General features: G+C 44.8%; 8 protein-coding genes. 4 read left to right on the top strand and 4 right to left on the bottom strand.

Features of this window, described 5'->3' with window-relative positions:
• Positions 1-7327, bottom strand: a 7327-nt coding sequence (locus tag L6773_RS18520; protein WP_237856026.1) for a BspA family leucine-rich repeat surface protein, incomplete at its 3' end; no start/stop codon positions are given.
• Between the two features lie 323 nt (positions 7328-7650).
• A complete protein-coding gene (locus L6773_RS18525; protein ID WP_237856028.1) occupies positions 7651-8913 on the bottom strand; it encodes a serine hydrolase domain-containing protein in 1263 nt (420 codons plus the stop codon).
• Between the two features lie 203 nt (positions 8914-9116).
• Here L6773_RS18525 and L6773_RS18530 point away from each other — a divergent pair, with 203 nt between their 5' ends.
• The 4 genes from L6773_RS18530 to L6773_RS18545 all read left to right on the top strand — a co-directional run bounded on the left by L6773_RS18530 (position 9117) and on the right by L6773_RS18545 (position 15230).
• The gene (locus tag L6773_RS18530) at positions 9117-9692 is read left to right on the top strand and encodes a sigma-70 family RNA polymerase sigma factor (protein ID WP_237856029.1); all 576 of its coding nucleotides are present in this window, start codon (positions 9117-9119) and stop codon (positions 9690-9692) included.
• Between the two features lie 356 nt (positions 9693-10048).
• Positions 10049-12439 (top strand): serine/threonine-protein kinase, encoded by a 2391-nt coding sequence (locus tag L6773_RS18535; protein ID WP_237856030.1) that lies wholly within the window; start codon positions 10049-10051, stop codon positions 12437-12439.
• 205 nt (positions 12440-12644) lie between these two features.
• Positions 12645-13667: a nucleotidyltransferase family protein gene (locus L6773_RS18540; protein WP_237856031.1), complete on the top strand. Its 1023-nt coding sequence runs from the start codon at positions 12645-12647 to the stop codon at positions 13665-13667.
• A gap of 240 nt (positions 13668-13907) precedes the next feature.
• The gene (locus tag L6773_RS18545) at positions 13908-15230 is read left to right on the top strand and encodes a GntP family permease (RefSeq protein WP_237856032.1); all 1323 of its coding nucleotides are present in this window, start codon (positions 13908-13910) and stop codon (positions 15228-15230) included.
• 288 nt (positions 15231-15518) lie between these two features.
• On the opposite strand, the gene L6773_RS21830 is transcribed toward L6773_RS18545, so the two are convergent.
• Both L6773_RS21830 and L6773_RS18555 read right to left on the bottom strand, forming a co-directional pair.
• Positions 15519-16802, bottom strand: coding sequence for a hexokinase family protein (locus L6773_RS21830; RefSeq protein ID WP_237856033.1), 1284 nt, complete (start codon positions 16800-16802; stop codon positions 15519-15521).
• Between the two features lie 34 nt (positions 16803-16836).
• On the bottom strand, positions 16837-17757 hold the full coding sequence (locus tag L6773_RS18555; RefSeq protein ID WP_237856035.1) for a sugar phosphate isomerase/epimerase family protein: 921 nt from the start codon (positions 17755-17757) through the stop codon (positions 16837-16839).
• Positions 17758-17814 lie beyond the last annotated feature (57 nt).

Here is a 17814-nt window from a genome sequence, read left to right on the forward strand (position 1 = left end):
TGGGTATCTCCAGGCTTGGGTTACTATCCGTGATCCGAACCCAAAACGACTGGAAAGGAGCAATCAACACATCCTCGGATGCCGCACAGTTCAGATCGATATAATCGCCGTTCCCAACATTGGTATCCGGATTACTCTCGCCGTTTGCGTTTGGTTCCCAGAAGTAAGCCGAGGTGGCGATATCGGTACCAATAAATTCGCAGAAGTCCAGCGCAATAGGATGGGGATTCCCCAGCAGATAGAAATTACCGGGGTTAGGTGAAGTGCCCTCATTGTCGAAATTCAACCCGTTATAATCGAATGATCCGTCAAGGTTGTCCCAGTTGTCGCCGGATTCGATCGTCACCGGCAGATCCTCGTTCAGTACATACACAATAAACGGTGTACCCACACCCGGTTCATCGGCGGTGGATCCAATAGGGTCCCACTCATAGTTCTCCTGGTCAAGTTCATACAGTGTTTGCGAAGGCGGAGGACCCGTTTCTACGGTAATGCCGGAAAACAGGTCGAAGTAGGAGTCACCATCGGAGGGATTTGTCATAAATCGCCAGCCCTCGCTGCCTGAAAGTTCTGCAAAAACGGTTCCCAGATCGATCGTCAGAGTATAGGCATTGTCACTTTGGTTCTCATCCTCATCCACAATACGGAAATCGAATGAGGTAAAGTTGTAGCCATATTCATTGGCCGGCATATCCCAGGTAAAATCGTCATTGTTGATATCTTCAATGGAGATCTCATCATCCAGGTTTACGGTGCTTCCGTCAAGCTCCAGCATACCTTCGCCTGGCAGGGTTTCAATTTTGATGAAGAAATCATCATTGGAGATTCCAAAATCACTCTTAGAGAATTCATAATCGGATCTATTGCTCACGAAAATTCGCTGGTCTTCTCCTTCGGGCGAAGTACATCCGGCTGCAATCCCATCATCGTTAATTGTCCAGTTGTGATCACCGATCAGGGCCTGACGAGCCGTTTCGCCATTGCAATAGGTAAGTCCGGAGGCACCCAGTTCTACATCATCCAGTACCGATCCGTCCTCCCATCCGATCAGGGTGTTGTCGTAGTTTTCTGTGGAGAGGCCTGAGTTGTTGAACATGTCTGTCATGATGTCAACCATTGAAATATCCCAGTCTCCAAGGTTCTGGTTGAATGCATCGGCCTCAAAAAACATGCCAAGCATATCCGTTACGCTGCTCACATCCCAGCCGCTTATATCCTGGTCGAATGTATCGGTATTCGAAAACATGCCAAACATATTCGTTACGCTGCTCACATCCCAGCCACCGATATCCTGATTGAATACAGAGGCGTCATTAAACATAGCCTGCATGTTCTCTACGCTGCTTACATCCCATTCACCTATATCCTGATTAAATGAATGGGCATGGGCAAACATAGCATCCATATCCGTTACCTCGCTTACATCCCACTCGCCGATATCCTGGTTGAATGCATCAGCCTCATTAAACATTAACTCCATATTGGTAACACTGCTCACATCCCAGCCACCAATATCCTGGTTGAATGCATCAGCCTCATTAAACATTTGGTTCATAGCAGTAACGTTACCAACGTTCCAGTCACCTATATCCTGATCGAATGCAACGGCCACATTAAACATACTACCCATATTTATTACGCTGCTTACATCCCATTCGCCTATATCCTGATTAAACGCAGTGGCTCCATTGAACATATTTCTCATATCCGTTACGCTGCTGACATCCCAGCTGCCGATATCTCCATTAAAAAGTCCGGCGAAACGAAACATACTCCGTGTACTGGTAACGCCGGAGAGGTCGGGTTGATCTGTGGCGTTGTAGGTAAGATTGGAAGCACCAAAAAATGCTAGTTCCATCGAACTCCAGGCTATATCTCCCCACTGATCGATTGTTAAAAGCTTTTCTTGATCTCCGTTGTTGTTAATATAGAGCCGCGGAAACTCACCGGTAATTTTTACTTCGTATTCTCCTGCGGATGAGTAGGTATGCTCGAGAAAATGCTCCACATCTTCACCGGGGTCGTTGGTATAATCTTCATCATTTCCGTCGCCCCAATCCACATTAAAATCGTAGCCGTTGCCAATCATGGGAATTCGAATGGATTGATCATCTGAATCTCCCGGATTGTCCGTTTTCCAGGTGGTGATGAAGGGAGCGAATTCTGCTGCGCCGCAATCTTCAGCGAGTTCATCTCCGGTAATCGTCCAGTTATTTGGTGCCCCGGTAAGAACGCCTCTTGCATCAGCTCCATCGCAGTACGTCAAACCATCAGCACCCAGATCTACATCACTCTCCACAGTTTGAGCCGCCCAGCCAGTGAGGATGGCATCATAATTTTCTGTGGAAAGACCAGAATTGCTGAGCATACTTTCCATCGTTGCTACAGAGGAGATATCCCAGCCTCCAAGATTTTGATTGAATGACGTGGCTCCGGCAAACATCCGAATCATATCGGTAGCTTCAGACACCGTCCATCCGGTAATATCTCCATTGAAAGAGATCGCTCCATCAAATACTCCAAACATGCTTGTGATAGTTGAGACATCCCAGTTTTCCAGCCCATCATTTACTGACGTTGCACCGGAAAACATTTCGAGCATAGAAGTGGCATTACTCAAATCAGGCTCATCGCTTGCATTGATTTCGAGATTTGTGGCTCCCTGGAACGCTTTTCTCATCGATGCCCACTCAATATCGCCCCATTGCTCTACACTTTGGATTTTATCTTTGTCGTCAGCGTCAAAAAATTGAATTTGTGGAAATGTGCCCGTAATCTTCACGGTGTATGTATCTGCAGAATCGTAGGTGTGGCTGGCATCGCCTGTCTGGCCGGTATCGGTCTCACCATCGCCCCAGTCCACATCATAATCGTAAGAGTTCGGGCCCACCACCGTGGGAATGGTAATTTCGAGGTCACCCGCTTCTACTTCCCAAGTTGTGATAAAAGGTGCAAATTCTGGTTCTTCACCATCGGGTTCACCCTGGAATTCGTAGGCGCCGAGGTCGATAACATCGGTATTCCCGTCGAACAGGCGGTCTTCAACGGCAAGATCGTCATCATTGTTCAAGTCGCCGCCGGAATCAGTATAGAGGGTGTTACTGCCGATATTGATGACCGGGCTGGCTGAGGTGAGACTGAAATCCCCATCTGTTGTCGGAGAATCACCCGGAGTGATTCCGGTATCAAAAAGCGGATCTGTATCCGACATGTTATCACCGCCGTTGGTTCCACAATCAATATCCCATGTACCGGCGGGATTACAACCCTGGACAAGGCTGAATGAAATGATCGGATCTCCTGCGCCTTTTGAGAAATTATCTATACGCTCAGATTCGTATTCAATACTATCATTATTCCATATAATGCTGTTCTGAACCGTGGGACTACTATCAACGACTTGTACACCACCGCCGAAATTTTGCGATTGATTTCCGGTGATGGTGGAATTGATAATAAGTGCCGATTCGGTATCGGCAAACTCAATACCACCTCCATAACCATCGGATGAGTTACCGCTGATTAAGACATTTCGAAGCACCAGGTAAGAACCCTCATTGATAATTCCTCCACCTCCCCCGGTTTCGCCTTTCGATTCGTTGCCGCTGATTATACTGTTGGTGATTAAGACCATATCCCCGGGCTCGGCACTTGCATTCGGTACAGACTTAGCTGAGCCTCCTGCATTTAGGGAAATAGCTCCACCGGAAGAATTTCCCGTATTACCTGTAAAAACAGACTGATCAATCAATGGACTTCCGCCAAGAAGTCGAGCGCCCCCTCCCCATTCAGCGAAATTTACTAAAAACCTGCTTTGACTGATTCTTGGTGAACTGTTTTCGGATGCCAATCCTCCGCCAAGGTCTGATGAGTTATTCGAGAATTCGACGTTGTTAAATATTGGCTGATCTCCGCTGTCTTTGATAAAAACCCCACCCCCCGAAATTTCCGCAAAATTATTGTTAAATACAGAGTTTCTAATCGTGAGGGTTCCATTATCCACATACAATCCTCCACCCACGCTGTTGTTGTTGACATCCACTAACTCTGCATTTCCACCGGTAATGGTAAAGCCGTCCAGTATCGTTTCTGAAGTATTTTCTACGGCCGTAAGCACGTGGTAACTGTTGCCGTTTATACCACCAACATCATCAATATCCCCGCTTAATATCGTGACATTCGATTCCAAGTCACGGTCTTCAGTGGTCGTTTCGGAGCTGACACCTGCAAATCCGCCATACCAGTCAACATCATCAATGATCGTAAACGATGCTGTACGGTCTGAGGAATTATCCGTAGGCAGGTATGTTCCTGCTGCCACCCAGATTTCATCGACGTCCCCGGCAGTACAGTCTTCACTGTCAAAGAGTGGATAGACATCCCGAAGCTCTCCCAGCGCGTCATCCCAGCCAGAGCCAGTGCCTGATTCTCCTTTTTTCACATAGAGAATGTTGTCTGTAGCCGGGCAGCTGCTTGGCGATATGGGATTTCCCTGGAATTCATACGCTCCCATATCGATTATATCTACATCACCGTTATACACACGTGGGTTTTCCGCTAGATCGATTTCATCTGGTCCGAATAATTTAAAATCGGACATATCTGTATCGGGATCACCCATATTGATTGCAGGAGACACATTACTCAGTGTTAAATCACCACCGGCTGCATTCTCAAACAATGGATTGATAGTAAGTGAATTCTCGTCGGCTGTAAAGCCTCCACCCTCTCTAATATCGCCTTCATCATTTCCATAAAGACTGTAAAAAAGTTCCGCTGAGCTTGGCCCAGCATTCCAGATTTCGTTCCCGGCAAGTGCCGCAGTATTCCCCCAAATAATGGAATTAAGACTGTATAAGTCAGCACCATTCCGGTTGTAGATTCCCCCGCCATTACCCGAAAACTCAGTTGCTGTTTCCTCTGCTTCGTTTCCATATATGGTACTATTAAATAAACTAAGGGTACCCGAAAGTGCATGATCGACAGCCCCACCGTTAAAGCGTGCCGTATTTTGAATAAAGAGTGCATTGTAGAGTTCGGGTGAGGAGTAGCGTGTTGCCATCCCTCCGCCTTGTAAACCGGAACTATTTGTTTTGAAAATAACATTCCTGAGAACAGGTTTTGCAAGATCACCACTCGAACCTTCTGTATAGAGTCCTCCACCGTACCCATCGGCAGAATTGTCCACAAATGTGACGGTTGTTATTCGAGAGTCTGCATTTTCAAGAGCCAATCCTCCGCCTTCGGCATCGTCTCCTCCAGCTTCATTATTCATAAACGTAGTTCTGAAAAAAGAGGGATGCTGAGCACCAATCCGTTCTTCCGTTTCAATGACATAAGCACCCCCTCCCGCTGTTTCTGCATAGTTATTTTCGAAAAGAACATCCCCCATCGAAATACCCCCATTGCTTGCGTATAAACCTCCGCCTTTGTCATGAGGGGCCGCACCGTCCGCATTCCCACCGGTAATCGTAAAATTAAACATTGTTCCTGAGGCTTCATCCATGCTGGTTACCACATGGTAGCTGTTGCCGGAAAGGGTATCATCATTATCAATATCACCGCTCAGAACAGAGATATTTGACTCTACATCTCTCTGATTTTCATTGTTTTCATCTCCCTCAAATCCCCCTAGAATATTCACTCCGGGCATCAGGAATGTAGCCACACGGTCGCCTGAATCATCTGTTGGCAGGTATGTACCGGCTGTGACCCAGATCTCTTCCACATCATCTGTCGTACAGGTTTCATCTTCGAACAGGGCAAGGGCATCCCGCAGTTCTCCGAGAGCATCAGACCAGTTGGCACCGGTTCCGCTATCCCCTTTTTTTACATACAGAATCTTATCCTCACTTGTAACCGGGCAGCCGTCAAAGCCAGCATCCTGCTGCAGTTCAAATGAACCAATATCAATGACACCGCCGCTCCCAAAATCATAGACACGATTATTCCCGTTGGCATCGGTATCATTCGCGAGATCGCCACCTTCGCTTGTATAAAGAGCATTACTCCCATTATTTACAGCCGGACTGAGCGGACCCGTAATAGCATGTGTGAAAACGGGACCTCCGTTATCTTGCAACAAACCTAAAAGCGGATCGCTATTTTCCAGGTCTCCGGTCTCTGTAAAACTGCAGGTATTATCGGATGAAAGATTGTAGCCTTTCGACGTAATCGTTCCTGAACAGTCATCACCACTCGATTGATTAGCCACAATCGAATTACTGAAATTGATCACTGCACTCCCGGTCCCATTGATAACACCTCCAATTGTACCCGAATTATTCTCAGTGATAGTCGTATTTACGATGTTAATCACAGCATCAGAAAAATTTCCTGCATAGATACCCCCGGCGCCGTTAAAATTCTCGGCTTGGTTGCTACTGATGGTACTGTTGATAATGAGCACCTCACCACCATCTATATCCATTCCGCCTCCTAATCCGCCAGTGTTTCCGTTGATAGTACTTCGGTCGATTGTGACATTCCCGCTTGAAATTCTGAATCCACCACCAAAAGCGGTTGATTGGTTATCGGATATCGTGCTTTCAGTTATTGTCGCATCTGAATGTTCTATATGGAAGCCTCCCGACCACTGTCCTCCGTCATTATTTGTGATGATGCTGTTTTCTATGGTTACATCGCTGTTTATAGTTCCATCTTCTTCATTGTACCTGATAATTCGTAATCCGCCCCCCTGGAAACCGGCTACATTATTTGATATGGTTGATTCAGTAATTGTAACAGTAGAACCTTCGATCCAAATACCACCGCCAAAACTATTTCCATCGCCTGCTGAATTACCCGTGATTGTGCTGTTCGTGATCATGAGGTTCTCATTTTTTAAAACCATGATACCACCGGCTATTGAACTTCCGGCTGGTTTTCCACCTGTAATTTCAATCTCATCGATCTCGACATCTGTACCCGGGTAGAGGATAAAAACGCGGTCAATTTCATCCGCATCGATCGTAGCCAGGCCGGAACCGACAACTTCAATTCGAACAGCTGCATCGTTATTGAGAATTTTGAGGGAACCTGACTCTTCATCTGCTGTTGTAGCGTCTGAATCCGTACTCGTATCGGAGTTCACTCTGCTCAGCGTATAAGTCTGTCCGCCGGTAAGCTGAATGGTTGCTGTCCCGCTACCAACATCATTTGCTGCAATGATCGCTTCTCTGAGAGAACAATCGGTTCCCGAATTGCAACCGTCAGGAGTTGGATCGTCCGTTCGGGTTACTTCAATTTGGGCCGAAACGACCGGTACGATAAGTATCAAAAACAGTACAAAGAATTGAATGGAAAAAGCTTGGTGGAATTTATTCATGACGATTAGATTAAAATTGAAACAGGTACTCTCTCCGACATACCCGGTTTTGCCAGCGTTAACCCTACATGCAACAGGTCGACTCAAAAAAGATCATTTGAGTTGATAATTTTTTGGTTTTTTTAGGATTATTCTCTCTTAGGAATAAATACTGTCAACCTAAATCAGAAATAGATCCTTTCAGAGTGCCCCCGAATCACCGGTCTTATAAGAGTCCCTTGCCATGAAGTCGAACTCTGCAAGGACCTGTCGGACTCTCGCCCCGTAGGATTCCATTCGGGGCAGGTTCTTTATAAAGATACTTTTAACCGGAAAGCTCATTATTATTCATTCATCTCTTGCCAATAGTTCAGAAGTTCTGAAATCATGGTATTTGCGGCTTCAACCGTTACTCCTTCAGTATCCCGGGCATTGATCACAACCAGGAATGCAACTCCTGCACCCGGGCCTACCCAGGCAAGTGAATAATTTGCACCGTTAGAACCGGCATGGAACCACGCTTCTCCCTCTGCCCAATCTCTTGATCCAACATGAATCCAACCCGAGGAATATTCACTTCCCCCCGGCATCTCTGTTTTTATACTGCTCAACATCGCGGCAGCTTCAGGAGTAATATAGTCTGACGTTCCATTCTCGGCTTTCATCATCTCGATAATGATTTTCCCCCAATCTTCCAGTGAACCATGTCCACCGCCTGAAGGACGCCTGAATGGTGTATTTTCGTGAGCTTCCCAGGCCACCCACTCCCCATCTGTATACCGATGAGAAACCGGCTGATTGGTGGTTCCCGATTCATCCTGCGGACCGAACCCAAAGCCGTTTAGATCAAAGGAATCGGACAGATTTTCAACGGCCCATTCTTCATAGGGCGTATCAAAAGCTTGTTCTACAATAAGTCCAACTGTAGAAAAACCCAGGTTCGAGTAGTAATATTCCCCTTTAGCATTATGAGGCTCTTGTTGCAAGACCCAGTTCAGCATCTCAATTCGCTGAGATGAGGGAGTGACACCGTTTCCAATCGGCTGACCGTCCAAGCCCGAAATGACCTGGTTTACAAATCCAGACCGATGACCTAACAGATCTGTGATGGTAACTGATTTGTATTGATCTCTCATTATGTCAACATACTCCGGGAATAACTCTTCGAGTGTCTGATTCCAATCTATCAATCCAATGTCAACCGCTTTTGCCGTTACCAAACCGGTAATCGCTTTGGTATTTGACCCCCACGACCAATGATCATCCTCCTCTACAGAAATCCCTGAACCGAGGCGTCTTTCCCCCGCAACTCCGATCGTTATCCCTTTTTCGATAGATACAAGCGCCGCACCCATGGCCGGCATATTGTATTCAATTCGAACCGAATCAACAATCTCTGACAAATCCTGAAGTACAGGTGGTTCTTCAGTTGGCTGAGTTTCAGGATCATCATCCACTTCTGATGATGTTACGCTTGAATCAGAGCACGAACCAATCACTAAAATCAAAATCAACATCATAATATGTGAGACCCTTTTCCAGGCATGAACATTCTCTTGCAGGAGTTTTACAGAATTGGCACTAAGCAACATTTTTTGTGATTTCATTTTTCAACCTCTGATTAATCTTCAGACAAAGAGGATTATTTAGTTTTTTAAATCTTTTCACTTTCTTCTATACATGTAATGCAACAACTCACTCTGAAAAAGCTCATTTGAAAAAAAGAGATTAAAAGGGTCTTTCTTTTACTGCAATTGCGTCTCTTTTTGTATAATGAATTCATTTTCTCTATGAAATATATTACTACGCTATGGCAGAGGAATCATTAAAACTGACTCAGTTGCTGAATTCTGTTGATGAGAATTCAGAGGCGATCGATAAAATTTGGCCCCTCGTTTATAATGAACTTAGAAATCTTGCTCATCTTGAATTACGCAAAGAGCGAAAAGGACATACGCTGAACACAACAGCGCTCGTACACGAAGCGTACCTGAAACTGATTAAACATCCGCCGGAAGGAGAGTGGGACGGCCGGCACCATTTTTTTGGAATTGCTGCCCGGGCCATGCGCCAAATTTTGGTGAACTATGCCAAGAAAAGAAACCGTAAGAAGAGAGGCGGTAAACAAACTCCAACAGAGTTTGAGGAGGGTATCTATTTAACAGAAGAAAAAGCCGAAGAGATTGTGGCCCTCGATGAAGCCCTGGAAAGGCTTGAAAAGATAAACGAACGGCAGGCCAGGGTGATTGAATGCCGCTACTTTGCCGGGTACAATATTGAAGAAACTGCACAAATCCTGGAAGTTTCTCCGGCTACCGTAAAACGAGACTGGACAATTGCAAAAGCCTGGTTATTCAGACAGATTCATCATTCGGGAGAGGATTAAGAGGACAAGAAAATTTCCAAAAAGTAATCCGTCGACTAATAATAAAAGTTTCGGCTCTATAGTTTTTTGACAATAGTTGACAGTGGGCAGTAGGCAGTAGGCAGTAGGCAGTAGGCAGTAGGCAGTAGGCAGTAGGCAAGTTGTCAACTGCCCACTGTTTATTGCCTATTTAATATTGAAATATAGTTTCTTTGTCAACAGATTAAATTTTCGGGTCATCAATATTAGGAGCGTTGAACCAATTCACTTTGAATTGTTGCATGTATGGGAAATGGGCAGATCAATAAGATATCATAGATCTTTTCAACGGATATCTGTGGTTTGCCCGACTGAATTAAATCCTACATGAACAACTGATGCAAACGGAGCAGTGGAAATTAATTGAAGGACATTTTCATAAGGCGCTGGACCTCCCACCGACAGAAAGGAAGCGGTACATCCAGAGGATAGCTGAAACTGATCCGGCTTTATCTTCTTCAGTTGAAGATCTGTTGAGGTCTCACTTTGATTCCGAAGACTTCCTTGAGAGATCCATTTTTGATGATGTGATCTCCCTGCCGAATGAACGTATCGGCGCCTGGAAGATCCTAAGACAGATCGGCAAGGGAGGTATGAGTACGGTGTACCTGGCTGAACGAGCCGATGGAATTTTTTCGCGGAATGTAGCGGTCAAGTTTCTGCATGGTTTTGCTCCCGGCCGTAAAATGCATGCCCGCATGCGAACGGAACAAAAGATCCTTGCCAGCCTGAATCACCGGAATATATGCAGGTTGCTTGATGCGGGTATTCATGAAAACGGGCGACCTTATTTTATTATGGAGTATATCGAGGGCCTGCCGATAGACGAGTGGTGTACCTCCCGAAAGCTTTCCATTCAGCAACGCCTGGATCTCTTCACACAAGTTTGTGACGCTGTGAGTTATGCCCATCAGCGGCTGATTGTTCACCGGGATATTAAGCCATCAAATATTTTGGTAAATAACGAAGGTGAAGTAAAACTTCTGGATTTTGGAATTGCTAAAATAATCGGCGCTGAACAAGGCGAATCCACAAAAACAAAAACTGGCAATGAACTATTGACTCCGGAATTTGCCAGTCCTGAACAGTTTCAGGGCCGGGAAGTTACAACGGCCACCGACGTCTATGCACTGGGTCAGCTTCTCTACCTTCTTCTAACGGACACCCTTCCCTTTAACTTCAAAGAGAAAAGTTCTTATGAAATCGGTAAAACTATTACCGAGTCAGAATCTGAAAAGCCCAGTAAAAAAGTTACACAGCTGTCAACAAAAGATTCTTCCCGGGTAACATCCCTTGCACATTTAACAGATCGCCAGGCCGTTCATCAATTACAGGGCGACCTGGATAACATCATCACGAAAGCACTCCGGAAAGATCCACTGCGCAGGTATCAGTCGGCCGAGCACTTTAAGAACGATATCATCAATTATATCGAAAACAAACCTGTCTCGGCTCGCCCGGAATCGTTTACATATCTGGCCAAAAAATTCGTTCAAAGGCATAAAGCTCCGGTTGTAAGCGCACTGGCAGCCACCTTTCTTCTCATCAGTTTAACACTGTTTTCATTCCGGCAGGCGGACGAAGCGAATTCACAAAGGTTGATCGCTGAACAACGCTCACAAGATGTTCGGCAACTTGCCCATTCACTCATTTTTGACCTGCATGATTCCATCGCAAATCTTCCGGGTTCCACACCGGCGCGTGAGCTTATCATAGAAGAAGCTTTAAACTACCTGGACGGTCTTGCCCAAACTGAAAATGCCGGGCACGGCCTGCTGCTGGATCTTGCAGAAGCATACAGGAAAGTTGGTGATGTACAGGGGAATCCCACCAATAATAATCTTGGCAAACACAGGGAAGCGATTACCAGCTATCAAAAGGGACTCGAATTTGTCAGAACTGTATTGCAAGAGGAGCCGATGCAGCTCCGGGCAAGGCAAACCATGGCAAATATATATGAGAAAACCGGGGATGTTCAGGCAGTTCTCGGAAATATCGATACGGCTCGTGAAAACAAAATAGACTCAAATGCGATTTATAAAACCCTCGCCGATGAGTTTCCTGATGATCCAAACAGACAATTTGCATACTCAATTTCGCTGATAAAACTGGGAGACCTCACCGGAAATCCCAATTTCAGTAATTTGAATGAACTCGAGGAGGCCTTGCAACTTTATGAGTCAGCCGAAGAAATCTTGCTGCCCGTTTACAGCAGGGAGCCGGAGGATACAGATTACATAAAATATATGGGCATTATTTATGAACGGATGGGAACCATTTATGAAACTGAACAACAACTTGAGGAAGCGATCCGGTGTTTTGAGAAATCTATGGAACTCAGAAAAGAGCTGGTACGGAAAGAACCCTTAAATACCGAAGCCGTTCGGGATGAAGCCATTGCTCATGAAAAAATGGGAGACGTTTACAAACATTCAGAAGAGCTTGATAAGTCACTGGACCATTACCGGAATGCACACCGTTTGTTCAAATGGCTGGCAGATGCCGATCCGCAAAACTCACAGGCTCAGCAATCTCTGGCAATCAGCCATATTCATTTAGGAGATCTCTTTTTTCATCCCGAACAACCGAGCTTTGGTGATACATTACAGTCCCGGGAACATTTTAATCTTTCGAATGAAATTCTTCTGAATCTAAATCAACAAGACAGTTCAAATAACCGGGTTGATTTCCTGATGAACCTAATAGATCGAAGATTGCAGGCGATGTAATAGATTTTGGTATTAACCACCCCTAAATCCCCTCCTTGCCCAGCAGGCATCCCGTTGGGGAAAAAGGAGGGGATTGTTTCAATACTTTTACATTTATTTTATACCGAGCTCATAATACTCTATACAACCAAAATATTTCTATTCGCTCTATTCTTTCCTATCATTTCTTTACTTTTTTAAGGGTAATGTCATTCAACCGGGGCCATTGGAACTATCACGAGAAATTTTAAGAAACCGACATCGTCTATCAGAAAGGCAGGTTGACGATTTTTTGGGAGTGAAAACAAATACTGAGAGTCCGAAGGATCGAATATTGGGAATGCAGCAGATCGGCTCGTTCCTTGAAATTGCCAAGCTATTAAAAAATCAGGAGATTGAGTTTATCAACCTGAAAGGCCCTTTGTTATCTCAGCGTATTTACGGCGATCCTATCTACCGCTACTCCCGCGATTTTGATATTTTGGTTGAGCCAAACCAAGTCAATCAAACACTTCAATTGCTACGGAATGAGGGTTTTGATTATCCCGAATTCGAGTGGCCGGAATCGGAGAAAAGACAAAAGATTGCACTTCATTTCTTGAATCAAATTGAGATGGTTCATGAAACGTCCGGATTGATGGTTGAGGTCCATTGGAAGCTGTTTTCAACAAGAATCACAGATCACAAGAAACTCGATAATCTGATTCAGGAGAATGTTGAAACGGTCGAGTTTGGAGGTGTTGAACTGAATCGCTTCTCAAAAGAATTTGAACTGTTTTATCTAATTGTTCATGGAGGGATTCACGCCTGGTTTCGGCTCAAATGGCTGGTGGATATTCATGAAATGCTCGATCGAATAACGTTTAACTGGGAGAAGTTTCATCGAATCATCTCAGAATGCAACATTCAAAAATTGATTCCTATCTGCAATGTGATGCTGCAAGAATATTTCCCCGATGAAAACCAAATTCCGGATGCTTCGCCGACGCCCCAAAAACTTGCTGATACTGCACTTGAACAGTGTCGCCAACCGGAAGGGGATCCCCACATTACACGAGCCAATACATCGAAGCTGCTTCTCTATCGAATGAAAATCATTCCCAGCATTCAGCACAAATTGGATGTCTTGAAAGTGATCACATTCTGCAAAACAGATTTAAAATACAGTTGGCTTCCGCCTTACAAAATTGTCTACTATCTCTTTCGTCCGGTTGGATATTTATTGAGAGGAATTGGAGTTTTGAGGTAGCTATTTTTGCGCACAAGTCACAGACTTGCGCGAGGAATAGGCTATCAAACCAATCCTCGTGGCTGGCGCAAGTTTGCAACTTGTGCCCTCATTGTCATTTTCCCCACTTTAACTGGCGCAATTTTGCAACTTGTGCCTTTCAAATACAGAACTTTCTCTCCTGCACATATCCTCTCTATTCTTTATAATCCATCTGTCTGATAGGTTATCAAACTCTAACTAACCAAAGTTTAGATACTTATGGGAATTTTTTTGTGGCTATTGCTTGTCGTGGTACTCCTGGTTTGGGGAACCGTACGATGGAATTTGCACCCGTTTCTTGGACTGCTTTTGAGTGCGATTATCATTGGATTTCTGGCATCACTCCCTGTTTCTGATATTATCTCCGCCATCGGAAGCGGATTTGGTTCGACCCTTGGTAGCATCGGCATTGTCATTGCGGCCGGTTCCATTATCGGGGAGTACCTGGACCGAAGTGGGGGAGCAAAGGTGCTGGCCAACAAAATTCTGGATACGGTGGGAGAGAAGAATGCTCCGCTCTCCATGAGTCTAACCGGTTACATCGTATCCATTCCTGTTTTTTGTGATTCGGGCTTCATCGTACTTTCCGCGCTCAATAAAGCCATTTCCAAACGGGCAAAAATTCCACTCGCTGTTTTGGCCGTTGCCCTGGCTTCAGGTTTATACGCAACTCACGTGTTTGTGCCACCTACACCGGGACCGCTGGCTGCCGCCGCAACACTTGGCGCAGATATTGGCTGGGTTCTCATTCTAGGGTTGCTTGTTTCCATTCCGGTGATGGCAGCCGCTTTAATGTGGGCTGTCATCCGCAGCAAAAACTTTACCATAGACTTTGATACATCCAGTGAAAAAACATCCACGGCAATTCAACCACCTTCGTTCACATTTGCGATTGCACCTATTTTGACTCCAATTCTCTTAATCGCTCTAAAATCTGTTGCTGAACTTCCATCGGCACCTTTTGGAGAAAGCTTTTTATTTGATCTTTTCGTCTTTTCCGGAAATCCGATTATCGCTCTTTTGGTAGGGGTCGGACTTTCATTTTTGATGGTCAGAGGCAGCAAAGACACCGAGCAACATTCCTGGCTGGAGGAGGGATTGAAAAAGGCGGGAATTATTATTTTGATTACCGGTGCCGGCGGTGCGTTTGGGTCTGTATTAAGGGAGACTGAACTCAGTACTTTTGCTTCCCAGTTTACGGATATGGGCGGGTTCGGTATCCTCATTCCGTTCCTGATCGCCGCCTTCCTGAAAACAGCACAGGGGTCATCCACCGTCTCAATCATTACAACCGCGGCAATTGCAGCGCCTCTTTTAGCACCACTCGGCCTTGACTCAGCGATTGGAAAAGCTCTCGTTGTCCTGGCGATTGGCGCCGGCTCACTAACTGTTTCTCACGTCAACGACAGCTATTTCTGGGTTGTCGCTAAATTTTCAGAGATGGATACCTCAACCGCTTTGAGAACCCACACTATCGCCACGGCAATTATGGGAGTGACCGGTTACCTGACGGTACAGGTATTAGCCTGGATTTTGGTTTAGATTCTCTGGTTCAGGACCATTCTAGAATGGCTAAAAACCACTGGAATCTCATTCTCCCTACTCAATTAAAGTGAGTTCGAGAATAAGAATCTTGAATATTGCGCTCCCCTCGATACGTCGGGGTATAAGAGCCTGTCCCGAAAACTTTCAGGAAGGAACTGGGGGAGGTAGCCTCGTAATTTTAGGCTTTATCCAATTTTGATTTCAACCACCCCTAAATCCCCTCCTTGAAAAAGGAGGGGAACTTTTTCAATGCCTTTGCCTTCTTTCTGTATCGAAGTCAGTTAATTAATTTAACTGAGCTGCAAGAGCTGCTCCCTTAAGGCTTGAGTAATCTATATTTGCGAATTCCACGTATCGTTTTTTATCACCACTCAAATAATCTGACAAATAGTTTTCAAAACGTTCTTGCAGCTTGTGGAGCTTGTAGAATGTTGTGCCTTCTATCGTAATTAAAATAGGTTTTTCAGGCTTGGTTCCTTTCCCGGTTTTCAATACAACCGCTGCGAGATTTGCAGCTACCATCAACGATGCCCGTTCGATTAACGCGTCAATTATCTGTGACGAAGCCTCCCGGTCCGATTCATGTTTAAAACATTTGTTAAGAATATTTCCTTCTGAATCAGCTCCCAAAAGAAAATCATTGGCCTCCTCTGCTGTCAATGAATCTACTTTATTGATACAAGCGGCAGCTTCACTTGAAAAGAGATTCTCTTCCGCTGCCGATTGCAAGACTGTAAGGCAGAGTCCCCCGAAATAGCCACCAGAAAACATCTTCTCAAATGTATATTCGCTGGGATTGTTGGTAGTGTTGTCAAATTTCAAATCAAGATCCGTGAGGGGAGCCTTCCCAAAATTGCCAGTTTCCATATTTATGATCTGGCTATTATTGGGATCAAGATTCTCTTTTTTCAGAATATTACTGTTTTTCTCGATATAACTTGTGTTTGTTCCGGTTCCCAAAATAAACCCGATGAAAGAGTCGTATGATTTTTCCACTCTTGCAGACTTACCCGCCAGGAGAGTTGCTACTGTATCATTCAACAGTACAATTTTCTTATTCGGATTTCCCAATGCTTCAAGGAGCGACTTACCAATCATCTTACCGATCACTTCCGGCGCCTGAACTTCTTTGCTGAACTTTATAAGCCTGCCGTCTTTATTCGGAAATATTTCAACGGCGTATGAAAAGCAGAAACCAATTTTATCGACTTTTTCTGCCAGCTCTTCAATGTAACTAGCCATCGTGTTAAAAAACGTCTCTGCGCTTATCTCTTGGTTTACGCCGGGCATCTTCTTGTGAATAATCTCTCCTATCTCCACCTGGTTATTGCTCCGGAATGAGACAATTGCCGCCCGGAAGTTTGTGCCTCCTGCATCAATCGCGAGTACCTTACCTCCATCTTTAAACTCACTCTCGGCTTCGATGTAGGTTGGAATCATCTCCAGTGAACTCTCTTTGCCCTCCAGGCCTTTTTTCATTTCATCTGAAAATGCATCGACAACACGCTGAAGGTTAATTGTGGACGCTTTAATGTTATGATTTTTTAGGAATGCTTCAGTTTTATTCACAGCTAATTATTCTTCTGTTATGGATTTAAATCTACTACAGTACAAGGTAACTATTTAAATAATTTCGGCTCTGCAGAATAGAGTATTTAATATCTTTCTCGGAGCTTTCATATGATCTGTCTTCAACTTCAATACAAACTGGCCCGCGGTAACCAACCGATGTAAGGGCTGAAAAGAAATCACCCCACCGCACATCACCCAGCCCGGGCAACTTCGGAGAGTGATATTCCAGTGGATTTGCCATAATGCCCACCCTGTTCAGCTTGTCTTTGTGAACCTTCACATCTTTTAAATGAATATGATGGAGACGTTCCGCATAGTCATAAATAGGTTGTATTTCGTCCATCTGCATCCAGATCAGGTGAGAGGGATCATAATTCAGGCCGAAATGATCACTTGGAATAACCTCAAACATCCGGTCCCAAATCGCCGGTGTTGAAGCCAAATTTTTCCCCCCGGGCCACTCGTCGTCCGTAAAGAACATGGGACAGTTTTCTATCCCAATTTTCACATCCAATTTTTCAGCATGCTCTACTATCTCCGGCCATGTGTCTTTAAATCGGTCGAGATTATACTCCACATTTTTCTTGTGATCTCTACCCACAAAGGTGTTCATCACCGGTATATCCAGTTTGGAAGCTGCTTCAATGATCTTTTTAATATGATCGAAGTAAATTTTAGACTTCTCTGCATCTTCATCCAAGGGATTTGGATAATAACCCAATCCAGATATCTCCACATTTTTCTTCTTCAGGATTTCTTTGATGGAAGTAATATTTGCTTCATCAAGGTTGTCTACATCAATATGGGTTACACCGGCGTATCTCCGTTCAGCCTTGCCTTTTGGCCAGCACATCATCTCCACGCAAGAGAACTTATTCTCCGATGCAAAATCAACGACCTCTTCAAATGTACTGTCTGCAAGAATTGCACTTACAAAACCTAATTGTAGCATTGTGTCATTTTTTTGTTGGAATTAAATCGTGTTATAACTACCCAATTTTCATCCAGG

Origin of the sequence: Rhodohalobacter sulfatireducens (assembly GCF_022012475.1) — a bacterium.
GTDB classification, from domain to species: domain Bacteria; phylum Bacteroidota; class Rhodothermia; order Balneolales; family Balneolaceae; genus Rhodohalobacter; species Rhodohalobacter sulfatireducens.

Bases quoted from the DNA above. Each gene is read 5' to 3' on its own strand.
- L6773_RS18535 (WP_237856030.1), top strand. From the start codon at position 10,049: ATGCAAACGGAGCAGTGGAAATTAATTGAAGGACATTTTCATAAGGCG.
- L6773_RS18545 (WP_237856032.1), top strand. From the start codon at position 13,908: ATGGGAATTTTTTTGTGGCTATTGCTTGTCGTGGTACTCCTGGTTTGG.
- L6773_RS18530 (WP_237856029.1), top strand. From the start codon at position 9,117: ATGGCAGAGGAATCATTAAAACTGACTCAGTTGCTGAATTCTGTTGAT.
- L6773_RS18525 (WP_237856028.1), bottom strand. From the start codon at position 8,913: ATGAAATCACAAAAAATGTTGCTTAGTGCCAATTCTGTAAAACTCCTG.
- L6773_RS18555 (WP_237856035.1), bottom strand. From the start codon at position 17,757: ATGCTACAATTAGGTTTTGTAAGTGCAATTCTTGCAGACAGTACATTT.